Genomic DNA, 23,247 nt, shown 5'->3' on the forward strand with positions numbered 1-23,247 from the left:
CCCTAGCTTGGGAGGTACCGAAACCAGGGGGTATTTCATGCGAAAGTCCTTACCCGGCAAGAAGATCATCGCTGTCGGTTCGCTGGTCGCGCTGCTCGCGGCCACCACCGCCACACCGGCGCTCGCGGTGACCGGGTCTCATCACGACGTCGACAGAGCGCTGAAGACGCTGGTTCAGGACGGTGTTCCCGGCGCGCAGGCGACGGTGACGAGCGCGTCCGGGCGGACGTGGTCGGAACGCGAGGGCGTCGGGAACGTCGAGACTCAGGCGCCGTTCCCGCACGGCCCGAAGTTCCGGGCGGCCAGTGTCACCAAGACCTTCGTCGCCGTCGTGGTGCTGCAGCTGGTCGCCGAGGGGAAGGTCCGGCTGGACACGCCGATCGACCGGTATCTGCCCGGCCTCGTGCGCGGCAACGGCAACGACGGCACCAGGATCACCGTCCGGCAGCTGCTCCAGCACACCAGCGGCCTCTACAACTACGTCCGCGATCTCGACATCGACGCGTGGCGGCATCGCGGCGCCGAACCCGAAGAGCTGGTGGCGATCGGCCTCGCGCATCCGCCGGAGTTCGAGCCGGGCGCGAAGTGGTCCTACTCCAACACGAACTACGTCATCGCCGGGATGCTCATCGAGAAGCTCACCGGCCGCTCCGTTTCCACCGAGATCCGGAGCAGGATCGCCAAGCCGCTCGGCCTGCGCGACACCTACCTGCCGCTGCGAGGCGACGAGAGCCTGCCGCTGCCGCACGCCAGGGGTTACGCGCCGGGTCTCGTCGACTTCACCGAACTGGACCCGTCCGCGGCCGGTGCTTCCGGCGGGCTCGTCTCGACCGGCGAGGACCTGAACCGCTTCTACGGGGCGCTCGTCGACGGCCGTCTCCTGCCGCGGCCCCAGCTGGCGGAGATGCAGCGGACCGTCCCGGCGAACCTGGGCATTCCCGGTGCCGGGTACGGGCTCGGGATCGGGTCGGTCCCGCTGTCCTGTGGCGGGACTTTCTGGGGCCACGGCGGGAACCTCGTCGGGTTCTCGAACATCTCGGGCGCCGTCCCCCATGGGAAGCGGGTGAACGTCATGGCCAACATGGACCCGCTGCCGGAGGGGGCGTCGGCCCATCTCGCCGCCGCCGTCGACACGGCGTTCTGCGCGCGCTAAACCGCCGGAAGCAGGTCCAGCACGGAGGTCCAGGACGTGTCGGGGGTGAGCCTCGTGGTGGTGACACCCGCCGATTCCAGGGTGTCCAGGTGCCGCCGCCACGCCGGGTGGTGCACCCGCGTGTCCAGGTGCCGCCGCCACGCCGGGTGGTGCACCCGCGTGTCCTGGATCTGGTAGCCCAGCACGATGGTGATTCCCGGCGTGCCGAGGACGTCGCCGAGCAGGGTCAGCGCCTGGTTGTCGGCGATGCCCAGGGCCAGTTTCGCCACGGAGTTCGCGGACGCGGGCGCGAACAGGAACACCGAGGGATCCGGATGCGGCCGGGGTTCGCCCGGCAGCCGGGAGGTGCTGCGGACCGGCAGCCCGGTGCACGCTTCGAGGTCACCGATCCCGCCGGTCTTCTCCAGCCAGCGGGCCGCGGTCGGGGTCAGCGTGATCGCGAGTTCCCAGCCGCGGTCCGCGGCCGGTTTCGCGAGCTGCGCGGCGAACCGGGTGTCCAGTCCGCCGCACGAGCTCGCGACCAGGCCGAGGACCCGGCTCACCCGGCGGAGTCCGGCTTCCGCAGGACGGCGCAGAACATCGCGTCCGTGCCGTGCCGGTGCGGCCACAGCTGGACGTACGGGCCGTTGCCGAGCTGCGGGACGCCGGGGAAGAACTCCCGCGCGTCGACGATCTCGGCTTTCGCGCGGCGCGCGGTCTCCCCCACGACGCCTTCGGTCTCGGCCAGATGCGGCGAGCAGACGACGTAGGTGACGATGCCGCCGGGGCGGACCAGGTCCAGCGCCGCGGTGATCAGCTGGCCCTGCAGTTTCGTCAGGTCCGAGATGTCACTGGGCTGACGGCGCCAGCGCGCCTCCGGGCGGCGGCGCAGCGAGCCGAGACCACTGCACGGCGCGTCGACCAGGACGCGGTCGTAGCCGGGTTCGAGGCCGGTCTCGCGGCCGTCGGCGACGTGGACGGTCACCGGAAGGCCCTGGACGGCGTTATCGATCAGCTTCGCGCGGTGCGGCGCCTTCTCGACGGCGTCGACGGTCGCGCCGCTGATCGACGCCAGCGCGCCCAGCAGCGCGGCCTTGCCGCCCGGACCGGCGCACAGGTCGAGCCAGCGCTCGTCGGAGCCGGTGAGCGGGACCTTCGTGACGGCGACCGCGCACAGCTGGCTGCCCTCGTCCTGGACCGCGGCCAGCTTCTCCTTGATCGGCTCGATGTCGCCGGGGTCGCCGGAGCCCGCGGGCAGCCGGACGCCGTAGGGCGAGTACGGGGCGACGTCGCCGCCGGTGATGGCGGCCAGTTCGTCGGCGCTGATCTCGCCGGGCCGGGCGACCAAGTGCACGTCGGGGCGGTCGTCGTCGGCTTCGAGCGCCGCCTTCAGATCGGTTCCCTTGTCCCCCAGCGCTTCCGCGAACGAACGCGCGACCCAGCGGGGGTGCGCGGTCCGCAGCGCGTAGGCGCCGATCGGGTCGGCGGCCTCGTCCGGGGCCAGCTCGTTCAGCCAGGTCTCTTCGTCCTTTTCGGACACCGAGCGCAGCACGGCGTTCACGAAACCCGCGATCCAGGAACCGACTTCGGCGCGAACGAGGTCCACAGTGGACCCGACGGCCGCGTGCTGGGGGATGCGGGTACGCAGCAGCTGGTACGCGCCGAGCCGCAGCCCGTCCAGCACGATGGCGTCGACCTTCTCCAGCGGGCGGTCCAGGCAGGCCGCGATGACCGCGTCCAGCATGCCGACCGCGCGGCAGGTCCCGTAGGTCAGTTCGGTGGCCAGCGCCGCGTCGCGACCGGAGATCCGGCGGTTGCGCAGCAGCTGCGGCAGCACCAGGTTCGCGTACGCGTCGTCTTCCCGTACCGCGCGCAGAACATCGAAGGCGACCTGACGAGCCGGATCGATCTGCGGCGGGCGGCTGGGCCCTTCCTTGCGCGGGCCGGGACGGCCTCGCTCCGGCCTCGACGGCCGGCGTTCCCTACGCTCGTTCACTGCAGGCGCTCTCCTTGTTCGATCCTCGTACCGCGCGCCCAGTCGGTGGCCGCCATCCGCTTCTTCCCCTGCGCCTGCACCTCACCCAGCCGCACCGGCTTCGACGCCGTGCCGACCAGGACCCGCTTGCGTTCCACGACGAGTTCGCCCGGCGGCGGCCCTGGCTCGTCGACGACCGTCACCGCGCCGAGCTTCAGCCGCTCGCCCCGGAACTCCGCCCACGCGCCCGGTTCCGGGCTGACCGCGCGGATCTGCCGGTCGACCGCGGCGGCCGGGTCGGCGAACGAGACGCGCGCGTCCTCGACGGTCACCTTGGGCGCGTAGCTCACGCCGTCACCGGTCTGCTCGACCGCGCGCAGCGTGCCGTCGGCGATCCCGTCCATCGTGGACACGAGCAGCTTCGCCCCGGACTCCGCCAGCCTGCCGAGCAGCTCCCCGGCGGTGTCCCCGGCGGCGATCTGCTCGGTGATCACGCCATAGACCGGGCCCGCGTCGAGTTCCTTGACGATGCGGAACGTCGACGCGCCGGTGATCTCGTCCCCGGCGCGGATCGCGGCCTGGACCGGCGCGGCGCCGCGCCACGCGGGCAGCAGCGAGAAGTGCAGGTTGACCCAGCCGTGCACCGGGATGTCCAGCGCGGCCTGGGGCAGCAGCGCCCCGTACGCGACCACCGGGCACGCGTCCGGCGCCAGCTCCGCGAGCCGGGCGAGGAACGCGGGGTCGCTCGCCTTCGGCGGGGTCAGCACCTCGATCCCGTGCTCGTCGGCCAGCGCGCCGATCGGGGACCGGACGACCCGGCGGCCGCGGCCCGCCTGCGCGTCCGGACGGGTGACCACGGCCACGACCTCGTGCTCTTCGGACGCGAGGAGCGCGCGCAGCGACGGGACGGCGGGTTCTGGGGTACCGGCGAAGACCAGGCGCATCAACGCACCTCCACCGGGGGGACGGGTACCTCTGACTGGGCGAACATCGTTGCTCAGTCTAGAAGGGCCCCACTCCCCCGGCGCGATCGCTCTCCCCGTGCGGTCTGGTGGCTGCAATGAAGGGGCCTTTCATAGCAAATTTTGCTATGAAAGGCCCCTTCATTGCAGCCGCGAAGGGCCTATCCGCGTGGCCAGGGCAGCACGACGGCCGCCGAGCCGCCGCCCCGCCGCGTGGGTTCGGCCGCGGCGAGCCACCGGCCGTCCCGCAGCCGCTCGACGCCGGTCGCGGCCCCGATCTCCGCGGGCGCCGTCGAGAAGCCCTGCTGCTTGGCCCTGAGGATCGCGAGCACGTCGGTCTGGTCGAGGAACGCCTGCTCGACCTGCGCGGCCGCCGAGTTGCGCTGCGAGACGCGCGGTTCGGCGATCGCATCGACCAGCTTCAGGCCACGATCGATACGGCCGGTGAGGACCTGCAGCACGGTGGTGATGATCGACGCGCCACCGGGCGAGCCGACAGCCAGGAACGGCTTGCCGTCGTCGAGCACGATGGTCGGCGCCATCGACGACCGCGGCCGCTTGGCCGGGCCCGGCAGGTTCGGATCGGGCACGCCGGGCGTCACCGGGGTGAAGGAGAAGTCGGTCAGCTCGTTGTTGAGCAGGAACCCGCGGCCCGGTACGACGATGCCGCTCCCGCCCTCCTGCTCGATGGTCAGCGTGTACGCGACGACGTTGCCCCACTTGTCGGCGACGGTGAGGTGCGTGGTGTTCTCGCCCTCGTACGGCGTCGGGGCGGGGTTGGTCCCCGCCACGCACGCCGCCGGCTTGCGCGGATCGGCGGGCGCGACCGGGCTCACCCCCGCCTTCGCGGGGTCGATCAGGCACGCGCGGCTGTCGGCGAACTTCTGGCTGATCAGTTCCTTCGCCGGGACGTCGACGAAGGCCGGGTCACCGATCCACCGGTTGCGGTCGGCGAAGGCGTACCGCGTCGACTCCAGGAAGTAGTGCAGGTAGTCGGCCTTCTCCAGTTTGGACAGCTTCGTGTTCTCGAGGATGTTCAGCGCCTCGCCGACGGTCAGCCCGCCGGACGACGGCGCGGGCATCCCGTAGACGTCGAGGCCGCGATACCTGGTCTTGGTCGGCTTCCGCTCGACGACGCGGTACTTCGCGAGGTCGGCGGCGGTCAGGTCACCCGGGCGGACCTTCAGCGTCGAAGCCGGGTCGACCGGCGGCTTCCGCACGGTGTCGACGACGTCCGTGCCGATCGGGCCGCGGTAGAGCACGTCGGTGCCCTTCGCGGCGAGTTGCGCGTACGTCCCGGCGAGATCCGGGTTCTTGAACGTCGTGCCGACCGCGGGCGGCGCCCCGCCGGGCAGGTACAGCGACCGGGTCGACGGGAACGCCGAGAAGCGGGCGGCGTTGTTGGCGATCTGGGTGGTGAAGGTCTGGTCGACGGTGAACCCCTTGCGGGCGAGGTCTTCGGCGGGCTTGATCGCCTTCGCCAGCGACTTCGTCCCCCATTTGCGCAGGGCTTCCTGCCAGGTGGCGGGCGTGCCGGGCACGCCGACGCCCAGTCCGCTGGTGACGGCTTCGGCGAACGGGATCGCCTTGCCGTTCTCGACGAAGAGGTTCTCGTTCGCCGTCGACGGCGCGGTTTCGCGGCCGTCGAGGGTGTGCACCTTGCCGGTGCGCGCGTCGTAGTAGACGAAGAAGCCGCCACCGCCGAACCCAGCGGAGAACGGGTCGGTGACGCCCAGCGCGGCGGCGGTCGCGACGGCCGCGTCGACGGCGTTGCCGCCCTCGCGCAGGATCTTCGTGCCGATCGCGGTCGCGTCGGTGTCGATGCTCGAAACGGCACCCAGGTAGCCGACGGCGACCGGGGACTTGGACGTCGGTGGTGGTGCCGCTGCGGCGGTGCCCGGCGCGAGGGTGACGGCCAGGGTGGCGATCGCGGTGACTGCGGTGATGCGTACCGGAGTGCTTCTGTGCGCGGCCATGGCGCGAGTCTGCCCCGCCTGTCCACCTCGGACAAGACCCGTCCGGCCCTGCGATCGTCGGTGGTGCGGTCGTGCCCGGATGAGAAGAATGCGGTCCATGAAGACTCCCGGCAGGCGGTGGGGCGCGTTCCTCCCGCTCCTCATCGCTCTCCCCGTCCTCGCGGTCCCCGGCGTCGCGCGAGCCGAAGGCGCGCGTGCCTGCTTCGACGACTCCGCGGCGATCACCGTCGAGGAGAAGCGGCTCACCGCGACCATGCCTTCCGGCGGCCCGGCGGTCGGACCGGAACTGGTCCGGCTCGCCGGCTTCGACAAGCTCGTCTCCGACTTCACGACGCGGCTCTGCGCGACGAAGACCGCGTTGCGCGCCGAGAAGCTCGCCGAGACCGCCGGTGACGGACTCTGGCGGACCGCGGTCGACCGCGCGCAGGGCCGCCGCCCTGATCTCGGCAGCATCGACAAGGCCGACGACCGGCCGCTCTATTGGGCGCGCCTCCAGATGAGCAAGGCGCTGCGCCAGTGGACGCCGCGCTTCCCGCTGTCCGCGCCCGCCCGCGCCGGACTGCTGAAGACGTTCGACACCGGCGCCCGCGGACTCGACGACTCCCGCTTACCGACCGGCCCGAAACTTCGCCGGGTGCTGGTGAGCGGATTCGACCCGTTCACCCTCAACGGCGCGGGCGTCCGCATCGCGAACCCGTCCGGCGCGGCCGCGCTGCACCTGGACGGCAAGGTGATCCAGACCCCGACCGGGCCCGCGCAGGTGCAGGCCGTGTCGTTCCCGGTGGTGTGGAGCTACTTCGACGCCGGCGTCGTCGAGGCGGCCTACGGCCAGGCGTTCAGGGACCGCCTCCGCCGCCCGGAACTGATCATGACGATCAGCCAGGGCCGCCCGGGCCGGTTCGACATCGAGCGGTGGGCCGGTGCCTGGCGCGGCGGTTCGCCGGACAACCTCGACGAGCCGGTGCGCGGTCCGGTCCCGCCCGCCGCCGGGTGGCCGCAGCCGGACGTCCAGTTCATCGAAACCACGCTGCCGTACGAAAAGATGCTCGCCGCGCCCGCCGGGGCGTACCAGGTGCAGTACAACCAGGCGTTCTGCGTCTGGCCGGACAGCACGAAACCGGGAACCGGGACCGCGGTCTGCCGGACGGACGCGCCGAAACCCGGCGAGATCGCCGCTTCCGGTGGCGGCGGCAACTACCTGAGCAACGAGTCCATGTACCGCAGCAACCGGCTGCGGACGGGACTCGGGCTGGACGGGATCGCGGGCGGGCACCTGCACACGCCCGTCCTCGGCACGCCCACCGACCCTTCGGCGCTGACCGACGCCGATTTCGAGGCGCGGCGGGCGGCGATCTCGTCGCAGATCGTCTCGCTGCTCACCGCCGCTCTCGGCGGCTCCGCCTCGAAGCCCGCTACGCCCGCTCCGGGCGCTTCTGACGCTTCGGCCCGCGCCGACGTCCTCGCCACCCCCGGCACCACCCTCTGATCTCACGCAATTAGTCCTCTGGATGCGGTAGTTCAGCCTCGAACCACCGCATCCAGAGGACGAAATGCGGAGAGGGCTAGATGAGTTCCAAGGGGTCCAGCTGGATCCGGATGGGCTCGGAGGCCTTGCGCGCGTCCCGGCGGCCCGCCGCGGCGTGGATCTCGGCGGCGAGCGCCTTCCCGTCCGGCCGCGCGACCCGCACCAGGGCCCGCTCCCGTTCCGCGTTGCCGTCCTCGTCGACGTCGCCGAGCGGCACCGGGCCCAGCACCTCGCCGGTCTCGGGCAGCTGGAGGTCGTCGAGCAGCCCGGCGACCGCGTCCGGGGTGCCTTCGATACTCGCCATCCGCATCGCGGGCGGGAAGCCGAGTTCGCGCCGCTCCGCCAGTTCCAGGCTCGCGTGCCAGCCCGGGTCCCAGCGCACCAGCGCCTGCACCACCGAGAGCCCCGCTTCCGCGCCGACGAACACGCGACCGCCGTCGGTCCCCGGCCGCACGAGGGCCGCCGCCGCCATCCAGCGGCGCAGGGTCTCCTCCCCCGCTCGCAGGTCTTGCCGCCCCAGCAACGCCCAGCCGTCCAGCAGCAGCGCCGCGCCGTAGCCGCCTTCCGCGACCGGCTCGGCGCCCGGCGTGCACACCACCAGTGCCGGTTTTCCGGGCACCGAAGCCAATACCTCCGTCGCGCCCGAGGTGCGCACCGGGAATCCGGAGAACGCGCGGCCGAGTTCCTCCGCGGTGCGCTTCGAGCCGACGACGACCGCCCGCAACCGCACGGAACCGCAAGCGGCGCAATGGAAGTTCGTCTCGGGGACGCCGCACCACCGGCAGGCGGGCGGCCTCGGCGCGCCGTCGATCAGCCCGCCCGGCAAGGAAAGCGGGCCCGCGCAGCGACGGCAGTGCGCCGACGTCCGGCAGTTGCCGCAGGCGAGCCCCGGCACGTACCCGCGACGCGGAACCTGCACCAGGACGGGGAATCCGCCGGCCAGCGACTGCCGCGCCGCCTCGAACGCGACCGACGGGAGCCGTGCCGCTTTCGCCGCTTCGTCCCGCGCGACGTCGAAGTCCTCGCCGACCGGCGTGACCCTCGGCGCGGCCGCCCGCAGTTCGGGGCGCGCCGCCACGAGAGGCTGCGCCCAGCCTGATTCCACCAGGAACTGGGCTTCGGCGGTGCGCGCGAAACCGGCGACGAGCATGGACCCCTTCGCGGCGTGCGCGCGGTCCATCAGGACGTCGCGGACGTGGGGATACGGCGCGTGCTGGTCGAGGTGGACGTCGTCGCCGTCGTCCCACACCACGAACAGGCCGGGGTCGGCGACCGGCGCGAACATCGCCGCGCGCGTGCCGACGACGACCCGCACCGCGCCACGAAGGACCGCGAGCCAGCGGCGGTACCGCTCGGCGGGGCCGAGCCCGGCGATCAGCGCGACCACGGATTCGGCGCCCAGCAAGGAAACGCACGCGTCGTGCAGCCGTGTCAGGTCACGATGGTCGGGGACGACCATGACGACGCCGCGTCCGGCGGCGGCCGCGACGGCGGCCGCTTCGGCCAGGCGAAGCGGCCAGTCCTCCCCCGGCAGCGCCTGCCAGACGGCGTTGGCCGGGCGCCGTTCCGCGACGGCCTCCAAGAACGCCGGACCGCTCTGGTATTTCTCCCAGGCCGTGGTCTCGGGTGCCGACGGCGCCGGCGCGGGTTCGGCGGGCGGCTCGCCCTCGGCTTTCGCGTGCCGGGACGGGATCGCGAGCCGCAGGACGTCGCTGAGCGTGCCGCCGTACCGGTCCGCGACGGACCGGCAGAGCGCGTGCAGCGCGGGCGGCAGGACGGGCTCGCTGGAGGTCACCCGGTCGATGTAGGCGAGCTTCCCGGTGAACTCCGTGGTGTCGGCGCGTTCGACGAGATACCCGTCGACGAGCTGTCCCGCGAATCGGACGCGCACCCGGCAGCCGGGCACCGCGGTCTCGTGGAGTTTCTCGGGGACCCGGTAGTCGAAGGTGCGGTCGAGATGCGTGAGCGGGATGTCCACGACGATCCGCGCGACCGGGTTCTCGGGCGCGGGGTTCTGCGCGCCGCGACGGCTGGCGCTCTTCGCGCGTGCCGGTTTGGCCTTCCGCGCCGGTCCGGCTTTCGGCGGAGGCTCCGGAAGGTCCCACAGCGGGGTCGGTTCGGGACTGCTGCTCACCCGGTGATCTCTACCAGACTCCCCCGCGACTGCCCGTCACCGCGTGCAATGAAAGGTCCTTTCCTTGCCAAATTTGCAAGGAAAGGACCTTTCATAGCACTACTGGACCGAGGAATCAGGCGCCCGCGGCCGACTTCAGGTCCGTGGCCCGCGCCGTGCTCTCCCAGGGGAGACCCAGCTCGGGACGGCCGAAGTGGCCGTACGCGGCCGTCGGCGCGTAGATCGGGCGAAGCAGGTCGAGGTCGCGGATGATCGCGGCCGGACGCAGGTCGAAGACCTCCGTGATGGCGGCCTGGATCTTCGTCGGGTCGACCGTCTCGGTACCGAAGGTCTCGACGAAGAGACCCACCGGGGCCGCCTTGCCGATCGCGTACGCCACCTGGACCTCGGCGCGCGTGGCGAGCCCGGCGGCGATGACGTTCTTCGCCACCCAGCGCATCGCGTACGCGGCCGAACGGTCCACCTTGGAGGGGTCCTTGCCGGAGAACGCGCCGCCACCGTGACGGGCCATGCCGCCGTAGGTGTCGACGATGATCTTGCGTCCGGTCAGGCCCGCGTCACCCATCGGCCCGCCGATGACGAACCGGCCGGTCGGGTTGACCAGCAGCCGCACGTTGGAGGTGTCGAGGCCGAGCTCGGCGATCTCCGGGGCGACCACGTGCTCGCGGACGTCGACGCCGAGCATCTGCTCGAGGTCGATGCCGTCCGCGTGCTGGGTGGACACGACCACCGTGTCGAGCCGTACCGGCTGGTCACCGGCGTACTCGATGGTGACCTGGGTCTTGCCGTCCGGGCGCAGGTACGGCAGCACGCCGTCCTTGCGGACCCGGGTCAGCCGCTGCGAGAGCCGGTGGGCCAGCGCGATCGGCAGCGGCATCAGCTCGGGGGTGTCCGAGCAGGCGTAGCCGAACATGAGGCCCTGGTCGCCGGCACCCTGGCGGTTGATCTCGTCCTCGTCCGACTCGACGCGGGACTCGTACGCGGTGTCGACACCCTGCGCGATGTCGGGCGACTGCGAGCCGATCGCGACGTTGACGCCGCACGAGTTGCCGTCGAAGCCCTTGGCCGAAGAGTCGTAGCCGATCTTCAGGATCACATCGCGGACGATGGTCGGGATGTCCGCGTAGGCCTCGGTGGTCACCTCACCCGCGACATGCACCTGACCGGTCGTGATCAGGGTTTCCACCGCCACCCGGCTACGCGGGTCCTTGGCCAGCAGGCCGTCCAGGATCGAATCGCTGATGGCGTCGCAAATTTTGTCGGGATGACCCTCAGTCACCGATTCCGATGTGAACAGTCTGCTCGTGGACGCGCTCACGGTGGCCGTCACTCCCTCACCTAGACGTCTGATGCCTAGAAAGTTAGGCACCCCTCAGCTTGTAATCAAGCGTACTGACTATCGTTGGAGGGACTCTCAACGCTTCATCAAGGTCACAACAGCGTCCCACAATGTGGACGCCAGTTCTGCCTTGGCACCCAGCGGGATCGGGATCTCGGTCCCGTCGGCCCCGAGCAACCAGCCCGAGTTGTCCTCGGTGCCGAACGCCTTCCCCTCCCCAACGGCGTTCACCACCAAAAGGTCCGCACCCTTGCGCTTAAGTTTGACCCGAGCATGGTCGAGTACGCCACCCTTCTCGTCCCCGGTTTCCGCGGCGAACCCGACGACCACCTGACCATCTGTCCGGTTTCGCACCAGTTCGGCGAGGATGTCCGCGTTACGCGCGAGCTCGACCACGGGGTCCGGAGCGTCGTCGGACTTCTTGATCTTGTGGTCCGCGCGGTTGGACGGGCGGAAGTCGGCGACGGCGGCGGCCATCACGAGGATGTCGGCGGAGGCGGCCTCGGCGTGCATCGCCCGGCGCATCTCCTCGGCGGTCGACACGTGGACGACCTTCGCGCCCGCGGGCTCCGGGAGCGCCACGGTGTGCGCGGCGACCAGGGTGACCTCCGCGCCGCGCTGGGCGGCGACCCGGGCCAGCGCGTAGCCCTGCTTGCCCGATGATCGGTTGCCCAGATAGCGGACCGGGTCCAGCGGCTCGCGGGTGCCGCCCGCGGAGATCGCCACGCGCACGCCTTCGAGGTCGCGCGGGAGGGCGTTCGGCACGGCGAGCAGGAGCCGGGCGAGGTCGACGATCTCGGCGGGATCGGCGAGCCGTCCCTTGCCGGTGTCCTTGCCGGTGAGCCTGCCCGCGGCGGGTTCGGCGACGACCAGCCCGCGCGAACGCAGCAGCGCCACGTTGTCGCGGGTGGCGGGGTGCTCCCACATCTCGGTGTGCATCGCCGGGAAGAAGGCGACCGGGCACCGGGCGGTGAGCAGGGTGTTCGTCAGCAGGTCGTCCGCGATGCCGTGCGCGGCCTTGGCGAGCAGGTTCGCCGTGGCGGGCACGACGATCACCAGGTCGGCTTCCTTGCCGACGCGGACGTGCTGGACTTCGGGCACTTCGGTGAACACGCCGGTGTGCACCGGGTTCCCGGACAGTGCCTCGAAGGTCGCCGCGCCGACGAAGTTCAGCGCGGCTTCGGTGGGGACCACGCGGACGTCGTGACCGGATTCGGTCAGTCCGCGCAGGACCTCACAGGCCTTGTAGGCGGCGATCCCGCCACCTACGCCCAGTACGACTTTGGGTTTACTCAACGGTGTTCTCGGCGGCTTTGCGCGGGACCGCGATCGGGCTGCCAGGGCATGTCACTTCAACCGCCTCGCTCACGCTGATCAACGCCCTGCCATCCCGATAGCGGGGCCTTCGGCCAGCCCGCGCTCAGTGGTCACCTTGACGGCCGCCGTGGCCATTGACTACCTACTCACCCTCGGTGTGCTCGAGCAGACCGCCGTGGATCTCGCGCAGGGCGATGGACAGCGGCTTCTCGCGCGGGCCCGGCTCGACCAGCGGGCCGACGTACTCCAGCAGGCCCTCGCCCAGCTGGGCGTAGTAGTCGTTGATCTGGCGAGCGCGCTTGGCCGAGTAGATCACCAGCGCGTACTTCGAGCTGACCTTCTCGAGGAGGTCGTCGATGGGCGGGTTGGTGATGCCTTCGAGCTCTTCGTGCAGCGTGGCCTGAGTCGTCACTCGTGGTGCTCCGAATCTTCGGTCTGATGATCGCCGGTTATCAAGTTTAGCAACTGCTCGGCGGCGTCTCGCACGTCGGCGTTGACGACGCGCTCGTCGAACTCCCCGGCGGCGGCCAGCTCGCGCTCGGCCTCGGCCAGCCTGGCCTTCACCGCGGCCTCGTTCTCGGTCCCGCGGCCGGTCAGCCTGCCGACCAGTTCGTCCCACGACGGCGGCATCAGCATCACCAGCCGCGCCTCCGGCATCGCCTTGCGGACCTGCCGCGCGCCCTGAAGTTCGATCTCCAGAACGGCGTTGCGGCCGGCGGCCAGGACCCGCTCCACGGGCTCACGCGGGGTGCCGTAGCAGTTGCCGGTGAACTCGGCGTATTCGAGCAGTTCGCCGTCGGTGACCATGCGGTCGAACTCGGCGCGGTCGATGAAGTGGTAGTGCTCGCCGTCCACCTCACCCGGCCTCGGCTTCCTGGTGGTCACCGAGACGCTGAAATAAATCTCCGGATCCAGCTTGCGCAGCTCCTTCGCCACGCTCGACTTCCCGACCCCCGAAGGCCCTGAGACGACCGTGAGCCGGTGCCGGGATTCGACTCCCGCCACCGGCTCACCGCCGCGGTCAGCGCCCGGGTTCACCGGGTGGTCCTGACCGATGCCGCTCACTCGCCGCTGAATTCGGCCAGCAGCGCCTTGCGCTGCCGGTCGCCGAGGCCGCGAAGACGACGGCTGGGTGCGATCTCCAGTCGTTCCATGGTCTGCTGGGCGCGGACCTTGCCGACACCCGGAAGAGCCTCGAGCAGAGCCGAGACCTTCATCTTGCCGAGGACTTCGTTCTCCTCGGCCTGCTTCAACACGTCGACCAGAGTGGTACCGCCCCGCTTCAGCCGCTCCTTCAGCTCAGCACGGATGCGGCGGGCGGCGGCGGCCTTCTCCAGCGCCGCAGCGCGCTGTTCCTCTGTCAGCTGGGGAAGTGCCACGTTTTCCTCCGGTAGTTCTCAAATCTGGGTGGGTGTGGCGACGGTACCCACCCGTTACCTCGGCCCACAATGCGGGGGTGGCTGGTCATGACGGATTCCCGGGCCTGCTATTGGTCTTTTTCCAGGGGTCCGAGGGAATCCCGTGTCCGCCGAACGGCCGCACGGAGGGCTTCGGGGTCCGGTCCGTGCTTGAGGACGTCGCGGGACGACGCGGGGAGCACACCCGGCAGTCCCGGCCCGAAAAGGGCCCGCAAATCGGCCGGAGTGGCCCCCTGGGCCCCGAAACCGGGTGCCAGGACGGGACCGTTCAGCGCGCTCAGATCGAGCTCTCCCGGCGCGATGGTGGCGCCGACGACGACACCGATGTCACCCAGCGGGCCGACACCCGCGTTATGCGCGGCCGCCGTGTCGACGATGTCCTGCGCCACGGTCTTTCCGTTGGGCAGCAAGGCGTTCTGCAGTCCCTGCGCCTCCGGGTTGGAGGTGCGCGCGAGGACGAACAACCCCTTGCCTTGCGCCTGGGCAACCTCGACGGCGAAATCCAGCGAGCCGAAGCCGAGGTATGGGGACACCGTTATGGCGTCGGCTTCGAGTTCCGCCCCGAGCGGCAGGAAAGCGGCCGTGTACGCCGCCATCGTGGAACCGATGTCGCCGCGTTTGACGTCCAGCAGGACGAGCGCGCCCGCTTCCCGGCACACCTTCATGGTCTTGGCCAGAACGGCGACCCCAGGAGGCCCGTAGGCCTCGAAAAAGGCCGATTGGGGCTTGATCACCGCGACTTCGGGCGCGATCGCCTCAGCGGCCGTGAGGGCGAACTTCTCCAGCCCGCCCGCGTCCGCCGGGAGACCCCACGCCTGGAGCAGCCCGGGATGGGGGTCGATCCCGGCGCAGAGCGGTCCCTTTTCGGCGACCGCCCGCGCCAGCCTCGCCCCGAACCGCCCGCTCACGCCTTGGCCTTCAACGCCGCCTGGAGGCTCTGCAGCGAGCGGACACCGATGTCACCCTTGATGACGGCCTCGATCCCGTGCACGGCCGCCGCGGCGCCCTGGACCGTGGTGATGCAGGGGATGTCCCGTGACACGGCGGCGGTGCGGATCTCGTAGCCGTCGATCCGCGGACCGCTGTTTCCGTAAGGGGTGTTGATCACCATCTGCACTTCGCCGCTGAGGATGACATCCACGACGTTTTGTTCGCCTTCAGCGGAACCCTCGTAGTGCTTGCGCACGACCGTGCAGGCGATCCCGTTTCGCCGCAACACTTCCGCGGTACCCGAGGTGGCGAGGATCTCGAAACCGAGGTCTGCCAGGCGCTTCACCGGGAAAACCAGCGAACGCTTGTCGCGGTTGGCGACGGAGACGAAGACCTTGCCCGAGGTCGGCAGCGAACCGTAGGCACCGGCCTGCGACTTGGCGAACGCCTTGCCGAAGGAAACGTCGACACCCATGACCTCGCCGGTGGACTTCATCTCCGGGCCGAGCAGCGAGTCGACACCGTGGCCCTCGGGCGTCCGGAAGCGGTGGAACGGCAGGACCGCCTCCTTGACCGCGACGGGCGAATCGGCGGGCAGGTGGCCCCCGTCCCCCTCGGCCGGGAGGACGCCGGATCCGCGCAGATCCTTGATCGACGAGCCGGTCATGATCAGCGCGGCGGCCTTGGCCAGCGGCACCGCGGTCGCCTTCGACACGAACGGCACCGTCCGCGACGCGCGCGGGTTGGCCTCCAGGACGTACAGGACGTCGTCCTTGAGCGCGTACTGGACGTTCAGGAGCCCGCGGACGCCGACGCCGCGCGCGATGGCCTCGGTGGAGCGGCGCACCGTCTCGATGTCGGTCCGGCCCAGCGTGATCGGCGGCAGCGCGCACGAGGAGTCGCCGGAGTGGATCCCGGCCTCCTCGATGTGCTCCATGACGCCGCCGAGGAACAGCTCGTCGCCGTCGAACAGCGCGTCGACGTCGATCTCGATGGCGTCGTCGAGGAAGCGGTCCACCAGCACCGGGTGCTCGGGGGTGACCTCGGTGGCGCGGTGGATGTAGCCGGCGAGCGACTCCTCGTCGTAGACGATCTCCATGCCGCGCCCGCCCAGCACGTAGGACGGCCGCACCAGGACCGGGTAACCGATCTTGTCGGCGATCCGCTTCGCGCCCTCGAACGAGGTCGCCGTGCCGTACTTCGGCGCGGGCAGCCCGGCGTCGGTGAGGACCTCGCCGAACGCGCCGCGGTCCTCGGCCAGGTGGATCGCGTCCGGGGAGGTGCCGATCACCGGGACACCGGCGTCGGCGAGGCGCTTCGCGAGCGAGAGCGGGGTCTGGCCGCCCAGCTGCACGATGACGCCGGCGACGGTGCCCGATTCCTGCTCGGCGTTGACGACCTCCAGCACGTCCTCGAACGACAGCGGCTCGAAGTAGAGCCGGTCCGAGGTGTCGTAGTCGGTGGAGACGGTCTCGGGGTTGCAGTTGACCATGACGGCCTCGAAACCGGCCTCGCGCAAGGCGATCGCGGCGTGCACGCACGAGTAGTCGAACTCGATGCCCTGCCCGATGCGGTTCGGCCCGGAGCCGAGGATCAGCACCTTCGGCTTCTCGGTCTGCGCGGTGATCTCCGACTGCGCGGCGGGATCGGTCTCGTAGGCCGAGTAGTGGTACGGCGTCTTGGCCGCGAACTCGGCCGCGCAGGTGTCGACCGTCTTGTACACCGGCCGCACGCCGAGACGGCGGCGCAGCGCGCGGACGCCGTCCTCCCCGGCCAGTTCCGGCCGCAGCGAGGCGATCTGGCGGTCGGACAGGCCGATCCGCTTGGCGCGCCGCAGCAGCGGCTCGTCCAGCACCTGGGCGTCGCGGACCTCGGCGCCGACCTCGCCGATCAGGGCGATCTGGTCGATGAACCACGGGTCGATGCCCGACGCCTCGTGCACCTGCTGCACGGTGGCGCCGAACCGCAGCGCGCGCTCGACCTCGTAGAGCCGCCCGTCGTGCGGCGTGCGCAGCGCCTCCAGCACGGACTCCAGCGTCGTGCCTTCGGGATCGGGGCGGGTCCAGAAACCGGTGGCCTTGGTGTCGATGGAGCGCAGCGCCTTGCCGAGCGCCTCGGGGAAGCTGCGGCCGAACGACATCGCCTCGCCGACGCTCTTCATGGTCGTGGTCAGCGTCGGGTCCGCGCCGGGGAACTTCTCGAAGGCGAACCGCGGCACCTTGACGACGACGTAGTCCAGCGTCGGTTCGAAGGCCGCCGGGGTCTCGCCGGTGATGTCGTTGCGGATCTCGTCGAGGGTGTAGCCGATGGCGAGCTTCGCGGCGATCTTGGCGATCGGGAACCCGGTCGCCTTCGACGCCAGCGCGCTCGACCGGGAGACCCGCGGGTTCATCTCGATGACGACCATGCGGCCGTCCTCCGGGTTGATCGCGAACTGGATGTTGCAGCCGCCGGTGTCGACGCCGACCTCGCGCAGCACGGCGATGCCGACGTCGCGCATGTGCTGGTACTCGCGGTCGGTCAGGGTCATCGCGGGCGCGACGGTGACCGAGTCGCCGGTGTGCACGCCCATCGCGTCGATGTTCTCGATCGAGCAGACGACCACCACGTTGTCGTGCCGGTCGCGCATGAGCTCGAGTTCGAACTCCTTCCAGCCGAGGACGCTCTCCTCGATGAGCACCTCGGTGACCGGCGACTCGTCGAGACCGGTGGAGGCGAGCCGCTCCAGCTCCTCGTCGGTGTGCGCCATGCCCGAGCCGAGCCCGCCCATGGTGAACGACGGCCGGATGACGACCGGGAGGCCGACCTCGGCGACGGTCGCGCGGACCTCGTCCATGTCGTGGCAGACCCGCGAACGCGGCACCTCGGCGCCGATCGTGCGGACGATGTCCTTGAACTTCTGCCGGTCCTCGCCGCGCTGGATGGCGTCGACGTCGGCGCCGATCAGCTCGACACCGTACTTCTCCAGGACACCGCGGTCGTGCAGGGCGACGGCGCAATTCAGGGCCGTCTGCCCGCCCAGCGTCGCGAGGATCGCGTCGGGGCGCTCTTCCGCGATGACCTTCTCGACGAACTCGGGGGTGACCGGCTCGATGTAGGTGGCGTCGGCGAACTCGGGGTCGGTCATGATGGTCGCCGGGTTCGAGTTCACCAGCGAGACGCGCAGTCCCTCTTCGCGGAGTACGCGGCAGGCCTGGGTGCCGGAGTAGTCGAACTCCGCCGCCTGCCCGATCACGATCGGCCCGGAGCCGATCACCAGCACGTGCTGGATGTCTGTCCTCTTCGGCATTACTTGGCCTTCTCCATCAAGCTGACGAACTCATCGAACAGGGGGGCCGCGTCGTGCGGGCCGGCGGCGGCCTCGGGGTGGTACTGCACCGAGAACGCGGGGACGTCGAACGCGCGGACACCTTCGACGGTGTCGTCGTTCGGGCAGTAGTGCGAGATCTGCGCGGCGCCGAACGGCGTCTCGAACCGCTGACCCGGCTCGCCTTCGAGGGCGAATCCGTGGTTCTGCGCGGTGATCGCGACACGTTTGGTCGCCACGTCGATCACCGGGATGTTGATCCCGCGGTGGCCGTAGCGCATCTTGTAGGTGCCCAGTCCCAGCGCGCGGCCGAGGATCTGGTTGCCGAAGCAGATGCCGAACAGCGGGATCTCCCGCTGCAGCACCGCTTTCGTCAGCTCCGTCGCGTGCGCGGTGGTCGCCGGGTCGCCGGGACCGTTGGACAGGAACACACCGTCCGCCTCGACCGCGAGCAGATCGTCCACAGTGGACGAAGAGGGCAGCACGTGCACCTCGATGCCGCGCGCTGCCATCAGGCGCGGGGTGTTGGACTTGATGCCCAGGTCCAGCGCGGCGACGCGGAACTTCCGCTCGCCCTGCGCTTCGACGACGTACGTCTGCTTCGTGCTGACCTCACCGGCGAGGTCGGCGCCCTTCATCTGCGGGCTGGCCTGCACCTGCGCGAGCATCTCCTCGTCGCTGCCGAGCGCGTCGCCCGAGAAGACGCCGGACCGCATGGCGCCCTGCTCGCGCAGGTGGCGGGTCAGCGTGCGGGTGTCCACCTCGGAGATCCCGACGACGCCCTGGCGCTCCAGTTCCTCGTCCAGCGTGCGCTTGGAGCGCCAGTTGGACGGCGTGCGCGCGGGGTCGCGGACGACGTAGCCCGAGACCCAGATGCGCGAGGACTCGTCGTCCTCGTCGTTCCAGCCGGTGTTGCCGATCTGCGGCGCGGTCTGGACCACGATCTGCCGGTGGTACGAGGGGTCGGTCAGCGTCTCCTGGTAGCCGGTCATGCCGGTGCAGAACACCGCCTCGCCCAGGCTCCGGCCGCGGGCGCCGTACGCGGAGCCGCGGAACACCCTGCCGTCTTCCAGGACCAGCGCCGCGGGGGTCCTAATGCTGTTCGCGGTGCTCATCAGGCACCTCCCTTGATGTCGTTGCGAGTGTCTTGCAAAGCTTCGATCCACTGTGGATAGTCGTCGACGTCGTCGCCGCGGAATCCGGTGTCCAGTTCGACGTCCCCGGCCAGCCAGGTGACGACGAGCAGCGCGTCGATGCCCATCACCTTCCCGGCCATCCCCTTGTCCTTGCGGACGCCGGTGACCGAGGCGCGTGGGATCCAGAAGTCCGGGGCGCCGCCGCGTTCGATGGCGATGCCGTCTTCGTGCAGGCGCCAGACCGCGCCGGTGCGGAGGCCGGCGCCGCGGGTGACCACGCGCTCCTGCCAGTGCCCCGCCGTCGTCGTGCTGATGTAGACGCCGGTCGACTCGAGCGACGCCTCGCCGGGTTCGGCGGGGATCTCGGCGAACGGCGGCACCTGGACGCTCTGCGTCCGGGACTTGCGCCGCCAGCCGCGCCACATCAGGAAGACGCAGAGGAGGAAGAAGGCGAAGACCGCCAGGGTCAGCAGGATCCGGTCGCTCATGATGCGATCTTCCCTTCCCGCGCGGTGATCCGCCCGCGCAGCAACGTCGCCGTCACCACGCCGGGGAGCCGCATTCCTTCGTACGGGGTGTTGGCCGCGATACTCGCGAACTCCGCGCCGCGCACGGTCCATTCGGTGTCCGGGTCGACCAGCGTCAGGTTCGCCGGTTCGCCGACCTCGATCGGACGGCCGTGGTCGGACAGGTTCCCGATCTCGGCGGGCCGTTCGCTCATCACCCGCGCGACACCGCGCCAGTCCAGCAGGCCGGTGCGGACCATGGTCTCGACCACGATCGACAGCGCGGTCTGGAGACCGAGCATGCCGGGCCGGGCCGAACTCCACTCGCAGTCCTTGTCCTGGACCGCGTGCGGCGCGTGGTCGGTGGCGACGCAGTCGATGACGCCCTCGGCCAGCGCGGCGCGCAGCTTCTCGGCGTCGGACTCGGTGCGCAGCGGCGGGTTGACCTTGTTGACCGGGTCGTAGGTCGCGAGCCGCTCGTCGGTCAGCAGCAGGTGGTGCGGCGTGACCTCGGCCGAGACCTTGGTGCCGCGGTCCTTGGCCCACTTCAAGATGTCGGCGGTGCCCGATGTCGAGACGTGGCAGACGTGCAGCCGCGCGTTCGCGTGCTGGGCGAGCAGGCAGTCGCGGGCCACGATCGACTCCTCCGCCGAAGCGGGCCAGCCGGTGTAGCCCAGGCGCGCGGCCTGCTCGCCTTCGTGCGCCTGCGCGCCGACGGTCAGCCGCGGCTCCTCGGCGTGCTGGGCGATGACCACGCCGAGCGCCGTCGAGTACTCCAGCGCGCGGCGCATGAGCAGCGGATCCGCGACGCAGAGGCCGTCGTCGGAGAAGACCTTCACCTGGGCCTCGGATTTCGCCATGGTGCCCAGTTCGGCGAGCTTCTCGCCCTTGAGGCCCACGGTGACCGCGCCGACCGGGTGCACGTCGACCAGCCCGGCCTCCTGGCCGCGCCGCCACACGTGGTCGACGATCACCGCGTTGTCGGCCACCGGGTCGGTGTTGGCCATGGCGAACACCGCCGTGTAGCCGCCGAGCGCGGCCGCGGCCGAACCGGTGGCGATGGTCTCGGTGTCCTCGCGGCCGGGTTCGCGCAGGTGGGTGTGCAGGTCGACGAAACCGGGGAGCAGCACCTGGCCGCCCGCGTCGATCACCTCGGCGCCTTCGGGGGCGTCCAAGGCACCGATGTCGGTGATGACCCCGTCCTCGACGAGCACGTCGACCGGGTCGCCCTCGCCGTAGGGTCGGGCGCCCTTGATCAGGACGGTGGTCACGCGGCGGCTCCTTCGCTGGCGAGCAGGTGGTAGAGGACCGCCATGCGCACGTGGACGCCGTTGCGGACCTGTTCGGTGATGGCCGAGGCCGGGGAGTCGGCGACCGCCGAGGCGATCTCCATCCCGCGCAGCATCGGACCGGGGTGCAGGACGACGGCGTGCTCGGGCAGGAGCTTCATCCGCCGCTCGTTGAGCCCGTAGGCGATCGAGTACTCGCGCGCAGAGGGGAAAAAGCCTCCGTGCATACGTTCGGCCTGGACCCGCAGCATCATGACCGCGTCGACCGCGGGCAGTTCGGCGTCGAGTTCGTGCGACACCGTGACCGGCAGCGTCTCGACCCCGGCCGGCAGCAGCGTCGGCGGCGCGACGAGCACCACTTCGGCGCCCAGCGCGGACAGCAGGTGGATGTTCGACCGCGCGACCCGGCTGTGCAGGACGTCGCCGACGATCGCGATCCGGCGGCCCTCCAGCGAACCGAGCCGCTCCCGCAGCGTGGCGGCGTCGAGCAGCGCCTGCGTCGGGTGCTCGTGCGTGCCGTCCCCCGCGTTGACGACCGCCGTCCCGGCCTCGGCGAGCCAGCCCGAAAGCCGCTGCGCCGCCCCGGAGGCGGGGTGCCGGATGATCACGCAGTCGGCGCCCGCCGCGGCCAGCGTCAGCGCGGTGTCCCGCAGCGATTCGCCCTTGTTGACCGAGGAACTGGACGCGGAGACGTTGATCACGTCGGCGCTCATCCACTTCCCGGCGATCTCGAACGAGACGCGGGTGCGGGTCGAGTTCTCGTAGAACAACGTGATGACGGTGCGGCCGCGCAACGTCGGCAGTTTGCGGACCTCGCGGCCCAGCAGGGTGTGCTTGAGCTCTTCGGCGGTGTCCAGCACGGCTGTCGCGAGCGCCGGGTCGAGCCCGTCGGTGGCGAGCAGGTGCTTCACGATCGGTCTCCTTCTGGTTGCGTGCGAAGCAGGACCGAATCCCGTCCGTCCACTTCGGACAGCAGGACCTCGATCCCTTCGGCACGCGAGGTGGGCACGTTCTTGCCCACGTAGTCGGCGCGGATCGGCAGTTCGCGGTGGCCGCGGTCGACCAGCACGGCCAGCTGGACCGCGCGCGGGCGGCCGTGGTCGCGCAGGGCGTCGAGGGCGGCGCGGATGGTGCGGCCGGAGAACAGCACGTCGTCGACCAGGATCACCACCGCGTCGTCGATACCGGTCGGCGGCAGCTGCGAATGTTCGAGCGCGCGGGGCGGGCGGCGGCGGAGATCATCGCGGTAGAGCGTGATGTCCAGGGCGCCGGTCGGCGGGCGGATGCCGGAGAACTCGGCGATCTTGTCCGCGAGCCGCAGGGCGAGCGGGGTACCCCGAGTGGGGATGCCCAGCAACACGGGCGGAGTCGAGCCACCGGCACCGAGAGCGGTCTTCTCGATGACCTGGTGGGCCATTCGGGCGATCGTGCGCGCGACATCGCCGGACGAGAGCAGCTCACGCTCTCCCGCCGGTTCCGCCGCGCCACGCGGGCGTGACGACAAGGCGGACCTCCTTCCCCGCCTCTCTGGACGGGTCCTTAAAGGACGTCGACTTCCTGCGTAGCGAGGAAATCGAGTCGACACTAGCAGGAGTCGGGCCTCATTCTTACGGGTGGCGCGCCCCAGGTGACGAAGGCCTCGTGAAAGCACCCGCTTGACCTGGTGACAACTATGCGTAACCATTACTCTGAGTATTCGACTCGAGGAGTCCCCTGGACCGGTCACCCCGACCGGTTGGGGGTGAGGAAACGGAGAACCACCAGATGGGCGATTACGCCAAGGCGCTCGGGGCCAAGCTCCGCGGGATCCGCCAGCAGCAGGGCCTGTCCCTGCACGGGGTCGAGCAGAAGTCCGGAGGCCGCTGGAAGGCCGTCGTCGTCGGTTCGTACGAGCGCGGCGACCGCGCCGTCACCGTGCAGAAGCTCGCCGAGCTCGCCGATTTCTACGGCGTGCCGGTCGTCGAGCTGCTGCCGGAGGGCCGGGTGCCGTCGGGCGCCGAACCCGCCACGAAGATCGTCATCAACCTGGAGCGCCTTCAGCAACTCCCGGCGGAGAAGGTCGGGCCGCTCGCCCGCTACGCGGCCACGATCCAGAGCCAGCGCGGCGACTACAACGGCAAGGTGCTCTCGATCCGCACCGAGGACCTGCGTTCGCTGGCGATCATCTACGACATGACCCCCGGCGAGCTCACCGAGCAGCTGATCGACTGGGGTGTGCTGCCGCCCGAGGCTCGACCGTCCAAAGAGGACTGAATGGTCCATCGCGCGACCGGAAACGCGTCTACGGGCCGTGCCTTGGCA

At 70.6% G+C, this 23,247-nt stretch carries 20 protein-coding genes; 3 read left to right on the forward strand and 17 right to left on the reverse strand.

Annotated features, from left to right (window positions below; all coding sequences use genetic code 11):
- The first annotated feature begins 37 nt into the window (after positions 1 to 37).
- On the forward strand, positions 38 to 1,153 hold the full coding sequence (locus IE302_RS09720; protein ID WP_191253962.1) for a serine hydrolase domain-containing protein: 1,116 nt from the start codon (positions 38 to 40) through the stop codon (positions 1,151 to 1,153).
- On the opposite strand, the gene IE302_RS09725 is transcribed toward IE302_RS09720, so the two are convergent.
- From IE302_RS09725 to ggt, 4 genes are all read right to left on the reverse strand, one after another.
- Positions 1,150 to 1,695 carry an HFCD family protein gene (locus tag IE302_RS09725; RefSeq protein ID WP_191253964.1) on the reverse strand — a complete coding sequence of 182 codons (546 nt, stop codon included), beginning with the start codon at positions 1,693 to 1,695 and terminating at the stop codon, positions 1,150 to 1,152. The genes IE302_RS09720 and IE302_RS09725 overlap by 4 nt on opposite strands.
- Positions 1,692 to 3,128, reverse strand: a complete 1,437-nt coding sequence (locus IE302_RS09730) for an RsmB/NOP family class I SAM-dependent RNA methyltransferase (RefSeq protein WP_191253966.1) — start codon at positions 3,126 to 3,128, stop codon at positions 1,692 to 1,694. Before IE302_RS09730 ends, IE302_RS09725 begins: the two co-directional genes overlap by 4 nt.
- Positions 3,125 to 4,051, reverse strand: a complete 927-nt coding sequence (gene fmt, locus IE302_RS09735) for a methionyl-tRNA formyltransferase (protein WP_191253968.1) — start codon at positions 4,049 to 4,051, stop codon at positions 3,125 to 3,127. The genes IE302_RS09730 and fmt overlap by 4 nt, the downstream gene beginning before the upstream one ends.
- Before the next feature lie 179 nt (positions 4,052 to 4,230).
- Complete coding sequence (ggt, locus tag IE302_RS09740) at positions 4,231 to 6,045, reverse strand: gamma-glutamyltransferase (RefSeq protein WP_191253970.1); 1,815 nt, start codon at positions 6,043 to 6,045, stop codon at positions 4,231 to 4,233.
- Between the two features lie 97 nt (positions 6,046 to 6,142).
- Between ggt and IE302_RS09745 the strand changes: the two genes are divergently transcribed.
- A complete protein-coding gene (locus tag IE302_RS09745; RefSeq protein ID WP_229907692.1) occupies positions 6,143 to 7,531 on the forward strand; it encodes a pyroglutamyl-peptidase I in 1,389 nt (462 codons plus the stop codon).
- A gap of 76 nt (positions 7,532 to 7,607) precedes the next feature.
- On the opposite strand, the gene IE302_RS09750 is transcribed toward IE302_RS09745, so the two are convergent.
- The 13 genes from IE302_RS09750 to pyrR form a co-directional block, all read right to left on the reverse strand.
- Positions 7,608 to 9,704, reverse strand: coding sequence for a primosomal protein N' (locus IE302_RS09750; RefSeq protein ID WP_191253974.1), 2,097 nt, complete (start codon positions 9,702 to 9,704; stop codon positions 7,608 to 7,610).
- Between the two features lie 115 nt (positions 9,705 to 9,819).
- Positions 9,820 to 11,022: a methionine adenosyltransferase gene (metK, locus tag IE302_RS09755; RefSeq protein WP_191254741.1), complete on the reverse strand. Its 1,203-nt coding sequence runs from the start codon at positions 11,020 to 11,022 to the stop codon at positions 9,820 to 9,822.
- A 96-nt stretch (positions 11,023 to 11,118) separates the two neighbouring features.
- Positions 11,119 to 12,339 carry a bifunctional phosphopantothenoylcysteine decarboxylase/phosphopantothenate--cysteine ligase CoaBC gene (coaBC, locus tag IE302_RS09760; RefSeq protein ID WP_191253975.1) on the reverse strand — a complete coding sequence of 407 codons (1,221 nt, stop codon included), beginning with the start codon at positions 12,337 to 12,339 and terminating at the stop codon, positions 11,119 to 11,121.
- Between the two features lie 163 nt (positions 12,340 to 12,502).
- Positions 12,503 to 12,772 carry a DNA-directed RNA polymerase subunit omega gene (rpoZ, locus tag IE302_RS09765; protein ID WP_005152353.1) on the reverse strand — a complete coding sequence of 90 codons (270 nt, stop codon included), beginning with the start codon at positions 12,770 to 12,772 and terminating at the stop codon, positions 12,503 to 12,505.
- On the reverse strand, positions 12,769 to 13,425 hold the full coding sequence (gene gmk / locus IE302_RS09770) for a guanylate kinase (RefSeq protein ID WP_191253977.1): 657 nt from the start codon (positions 13,423 to 13,425) through the stop codon (positions 12,769 to 12,771). Before gmk ends, rpoZ begins: the two co-directional genes overlap by 4 nt.
- On the reverse strand, positions 13,422 to 13,739 hold the full coding sequence (mihF, locus tag IE302_RS09775) for an integration host factor, actinobacterial type (protein WP_003096398.1): 318 nt from the start codon (positions 13,737 to 13,739) through the stop codon (positions 13,422 to 13,424). The genes gmk and mihF overlap by 4 nt, the downstream gene beginning before the upstream one ends.
- Before the next feature lie 107 nt (positions 13,740 to 13,846).
- A complete protein-coding gene (gene pyrF, locus IE302_RS09780; RefSeq protein WP_191253979.1) occupies positions 13,847 to 14,686 on the reverse strand; it encodes an orotidine-5'-phosphate decarboxylase in 840 nt (279 codons plus the stop codon).
- Complete coding sequence (gene carB / locus IE302_RS09785) at positions 14,683 to 17,997, reverse strand: carbamoyl-phosphate synthase large subunit (protein WP_191253990.1); 3,315 nt, start codon at positions 17,995 to 17,997, stop codon at positions 14,683 to 14,685. Before carB ends, pyrF begins: the two co-directional genes overlap by 4 nt.
- Positions 17,997 to 19,130, reverse strand: coding sequence for a glutamine-hydrolyzing carbamoyl-phosphate synthase small subunit (gene carA / locus IE302_RS09790; protein WP_191254000.1), 1,134 nt, complete (start codon positions 19,128 to 19,130; stop codon positions 17,997 to 17,999). Before carA ends, carB begins: the two co-directional genes overlap by 1 nt.
- Positions 19,130 to 19,639, reverse strand: coding sequence for a PH-like domain-containing protein (locus tag IE302_RS09795; protein ID WP_191254001.1), 510 nt, complete (start codon positions 19,637 to 19,639; stop codon positions 19,130 to 19,132). Before IE302_RS09795 ends, carA begins: the two co-directional genes overlap by 1 nt.
- Positions 19,636 to 20,928 (reverse strand): dihydroorotase, encoded by a 1,293-nt coding sequence (locus IE302_RS09800; RefSeq protein ID WP_191254003.1) that lies wholly within the window; start codon positions 20,926 to 20,928, stop codon positions 19,636 to 19,638. Before IE302_RS09800 ends, IE302_RS09795 begins: the two co-directional genes overlap by 4 nt.
- Positions 20,925 to 21,857 (reverse strand): aspartate carbamoyltransferase catalytic subunit, encoded by a 933-nt coding sequence (locus IE302_RS09805; protein ID WP_191254005.1) that lies wholly within the window; start codon positions 21,855 to 21,857, stop codon positions 20,925 to 20,927. The genes IE302_RS09800 and IE302_RS09805 overlap by 4 nt, the downstream gene beginning before the upstream one ends.
- Positions 21,854 to 22,450 carry a bifunctional pyr operon transcriptional regulator/uracil phosphoribosyltransferase PyrR gene (pyrR, locus tag IE302_RS09810; protein ID WP_093933931.1) on the reverse strand — a complete coding sequence of 199 codons (597 nt, stop codon included), beginning with the start codon at positions 22,448 to 22,450 and terminating at the stop codon, positions 21,854 to 21,856. The genes IE302_RS09805 and pyrR overlap by 4 nt, the downstream gene beginning before the upstream one ends.
- 260 nt (positions 22,451 to 22,710) lie before the next feature.
- Between pyrR and bldD the strand changes: the two genes are divergently transcribed.
- The gene (gene bldD / locus IE302_RS09815; RefSeq protein WP_003096372.1) at positions 22,711 to 23,199 is read left to right on the forward strand and encodes a transcriptional regulator BldD; all 489 of its coding nucleotides are present in this window, start codon (positions 22,711 to 22,713) and stop codon (positions 23,197 to 23,199) included.
- Positions 23,200 to 23,247 lie beyond the last annotated feature (48 nt).

This window comes from Amycolatopsis oliviviridis (assembly GCF_014654365.1).
Taxonomy (GTDB): domain Bacteria; phylum Actinomycetota; class Actinomycetes; order Mycobacteriales; family Pseudonocardiaceae; genus Amycolatopsis; species Amycolatopsis oliviviridis.